Origin of the sequence: Arenibacter sp. F20364 (assembly GCF_023015905.1) — a bacterium.
GTDB lineage: Bacteria > Bacteroidota > Bacteroidia > Flavobacteriales > Flavobacteriaceae > Arenibacter.
In genome coordinates, this window is the sequence record NZ_JALKBD010000178.1 from 1 (window position 1) to 325 (window position 325).

The window sequence follows — 325 nt, forward strand, 5'->3', positions numbered from 1 at the left end:
CGGTTGGCACGACCTACAATTATAGTTTCAGCAGTTCCGGGGGCGGGACCAACGTTGCGGATACGGGAACGGTAACCGGGGCGGGTCAGACCATCACGGGCATCGATCTTAGCGGCCTTGGTGACGGGACCATCACTTTGAGTGTGACGCTTACCAACGTTAACGGTGCCGGTGCTCCGGCAACCGATACATCGACAAAGGATACCGTGGCGCCAACCGGTTATACGGTAAGCATCGACCAGGACCCTATCAATGCGGGGAACCAGATGGCGGTGAGCTTTACCTTTACAGGGGCTACGGTTGGCACGACCTACAATTATAGTTT

Annotated in this window: 1 protein-coding gene; it reads left to right on the forward strand. The window is 56.0% G+C overall.

Annotated elements, in window-relative coordinates:
* A partial coding sequence (locus MWU84_RS24230; protein WP_246906640.1) for a hypothetical protein occupies positions 1–325 on the forward strand: 325 nt, incomplete at both ends.